4 protein-coding genes are annotated in these 3,302 nt (G+C 29.5%); all 4 read right to left on the bottom strand.

Features of this window, described 5'->3' with window-relative positions:
• Nucleotides 1-411: 411 nt before the first annotated feature.
• The gene (locus ACWYN7_RS17160) at nt 412-1,683 is read right to left on the bottom strand and encodes a DUF3987 domain-containing protein (protein ID WP_462861201.1); all 1,272 of its coding nucleotides are present in this window, start codon (nt 1,681-1,683) and stop codon (nt 412-414) included.
• Nucleotides 1,684-1,919: 236 nt separating this feature from the next.
• Nucleotides 1,920-2,201, bottom strand: coding sequence for a hypothetical protein (locus ACWYN7_RS17155; protein ID WP_462861200.1), 282 nt, complete (start codon nt 2,199-2,201; stop codon nt 1,920-1,922).
• Nucleotides 2,202-2,291: 90 nt separating this feature from the next.
• The gene (locus ACWYN7_RS17150) at nt 2,292-2,816 is read right to left on the bottom strand and encodes a hypothetical protein (protein ID WP_462861199.1); all 525 of its coding nucleotides are present in this window, start codon (nt 2,814-2,816) and stop codon (nt 2,292-2,294) included.
• 118 nt (nt 2,817-2,934) lie between these two features.
• Nucleotides 2,935-3,138 carry a hypothetical protein gene (locus tag ACWYN7_RS17145; RefSeq protein ID WP_462861198.1) on the bottom strand — a complete coding sequence of 68 codons (204 nt, stop codon included), beginning with the start codon at nt 3,136-3,138 and terminating at the stop codon, nt 2,935-2,937.
• Between the last annotated feature and the right edge of the window lie 164 nt (nt 3,139-3,302).

Here is a 3,302-nt window from a genome sequence, read left to right as displayed (position 1 = left end):
AATAAACCAAGTCCAACTGATGAGGTACAATATTTTAATTGGCTTGCCTGGTTTGCTTGGGAATCTATGATGAGTGAGGTACTTTCATTTTTCGAGAATTAAAAAAAAATAGAAAGAAGTAATTCTTTCTGTTTTTTCCGTTTTAATAAAAAATGTCAAATCTGGGGGAGGTAGTTTACTCTCTATAAGTAGTAGAAAGTTCCCCCGGTTTTGACATAAAATATATTTTATGAATGATATTTTTTTAAAAATATAGATACGCTTATTAACTATTACATACCTGTTGGTAAAGGTGGTAAAGGTGGTAAAGCTCAATAGCGACAGGGGATTAGAATGGTGTTTTGGTGGTAAGCCTTATGGTAAAGTGGTAAACTAAAAAGCCACCTAATTAAAGGTGGCTTTAGAACTTGATTATTCAAACTTCTTTTTATAGTTACCTTGACTATCTAATCTAATAAATAATTCTCTTTTATTAAGGAATCGATTAATCGAGCCTCCTTTTACATTAAATTCCTCAAAAGTTGACTTGACTTCATTTCTTTTAAATTTTATAGGGAGTTTTCTAAAAAGCTTCTGCTTGTCATTTGATAAATTATCCAAAGGAAAAGTATTAGTTATTCTGTTATAAACCTTGAAAGCATTTTCCCTAAAGTATTCTGCAAGAATTATAGCCAATTCTATACTTTTGTCTGATAAAGAATCGCTGAAGTTTTCTTTGTCAACTTGATTTAACAATTCAATAACCAAAGCAAATCGCCATACATAAACTTCTAATTTAGACTGAATTAATACATCTAAATCATCTCCATTATGTTCTTTTACCTTTTCATGTTGCCATTTTTTATAAATCTCAATATTACTTGTGCTGGCATGCAAATCTGTTTGATTCATATCGTATAATTTGCCTACCAATTGATTGTAGTAACTTTCAAGCGAGTCGTCTATTTTATCACCTGTAAAAAAATTCGGATCGTGTGAATTCGGAGAAACAAATAGAAACCTGGCTAAGAATCCATCACTATCTCTATTTTTAGCTGCCATTTCCTTTAAAACACTTGGCTGTAATCCACCCAAAATATTAACAATTGGTTTATCTATTCTTATTGGAGATTTAGATACTCTATCCACAGTTAAAGTTCCTCCATTAAATAATTGTAAATAGGTTTGCTGATCTGATCCTTTACGATATTTATCAAAGCTTTTAATCCATCCAATAAGTTCGTCTTGGAAAATTAAAACCCCTTTTTTATTATGATTTAGATTCTCCGCAAGTTTCTCACTAGTAAACTCTCCTAAAATCGTACTGCTATAATTGGGTTTTTTTATCTTTTTTGTAGTATCCATTTCGAATTTTTGAAGGTTAGATTGATACTCTTCAAATGTCTTAGTATCTTTCTTACTAATTGGAGTTGTTGCATATTCCAAAGGATGTGTTTTACCACTACCTGATCGTCCTACTACTGCCAACCAAAAAATTGGATAGCTGTTGTAAGAACCATTACTTATAGTTGCAGATGTTCCTATAGCTGTTGCAAATGTGGATAGGAGACCTGCACTGAAATATTCTGGGTTATGATTAACCTTGTCCTTTGCGTTTTTAATCAATTTTTGAATTTTAATTGGAAAAACTTCTAAAGGAAAATTATGCATGCTATCGTTTGACTTATTATTGTCATTATTCATTTTTGTATGTTTTTAATTAAATTAATTTATAATCATCACCTGGGCATGAAATCCCTTATTTAGGTGAGTTGGTATCCATGCTTATTTCATCATTTTGTTGGTACCTAGTTGCATCAGCTTTAAAATCAATTTAAGTCGCTGACAGATTTAAAATATTTTATGTCATCTGTTTAGTTTTAAACTTCTACTTCTTACATAAGAGGTAGGGAGGTATAAAAAAATGTTTAGTTCTCTTGTTAATCTAATAAAAGTGTCATTAGATCTGATTTTAGGAAATAGGTTCCTTGTTCAATTTTCTTTTTGAACAAAATACCTTTGTTGAACCAATCATTTATACAATTAGTACTTACATTAAAGAATTCTTCAGTTTTCTTTTTAGTTTGGTAAGGTTTACTTGAAAGACTGATACTTCTCTTCTTTGGATTTGAGAAGGAATCTTTTATAGCTTTCTTTACAGATTGATTGATTAGACCTGGAAGCCCTTGTAGTGTAATTTTAACGGTTATTATCCTTTGCATCTATTTAAAATTTTATGCAAAGAAAAAGGAGATTAAGATAGCAACCTAAACTGTAGAACCATAACAGATCCAAAAAAGTGCCATATATGGTTACTTTTTATTATTTTCAATATGTTTTAAAAGTTGCTGAAACTCCAAAGGTCTGACATCCTTGGTATCTTTGTAACTTCCATTATGAATTTTTCGAGAAGTATCTTCACTACAATTACAAATAGCACTAAAAATTTTGTGTTGGATTTTTGGGTCAAAATTATCTACTATTAAGTTTATATATCCGGTTTTCTTAAGAAGCAAGAATTTTTGATTTAGAGTAAAAGCTCTTTCGGATATCTTTTTGCTTTTTATATTATTGTTATTTAGTGTTTGAGCCTTCTTTTTGTTCTCAATGACATCTTTAATATCTTTTAGTTTTCTTTTCATGGAAACGATTATAGCTGTGCATACTTTTTTGTCATAGGATGAATGCATTAATTCCTTTTCGGCTTCGGTCATCGCTAAAATATCTTCGAGTTGATCATGATTAATTGTAAGTTCTTCATCATTTAATTTGTTTAAATCATCCTTACTTAAGTGTATAATATGTTCTACTGCTTCTTTGAATCGTTTACAAGACATTTTATTATTGTTATTATTATCCTTTAAAAAAGGATGTGAGATTATTATAACTGCAATATAATTTATTTTTTTTCACTATAAAGACAAATAGACATTTGAGGAATATGTTTTTTGTCATTTAAATTTCTATTTCTTGTAATTGAGAATTACCTTCAGTCCCTTTTTCATGTTTTGCTTGATTTTTGCCATCTACAAATCCTTGCATAAACGAAGTTTGAAATTCATATTTCTCTAAATCTTCAAAATCAGGTTTTCCATATTTCTCAACAATGTAACCCGCATTAAAGCCTTTCGTATAATTTTGTTCTTTTGGATTTTCCATTATTTATTTGTTCTTTCCCTATTACTATTTCTTTCTAAAAAATAATCAATGGAGTTGATGTCGTACATAATTGTTTTGCTATGTTTTGAGTAAACAATTTCATCATTATCCCTTAGTTTCTGAAGTGTTGTTTTACTTTTTATACCTAAAGTTTCCATGGCGAC

It is taken from the genome of Polaribacter sp. M10, from assembly GCF_054968445.1.
The sequence above is the reverse complement of the archived record's forward strand: the minus strand, read 5'-3'. Positions and strand labels throughout refer to the sequence as shown.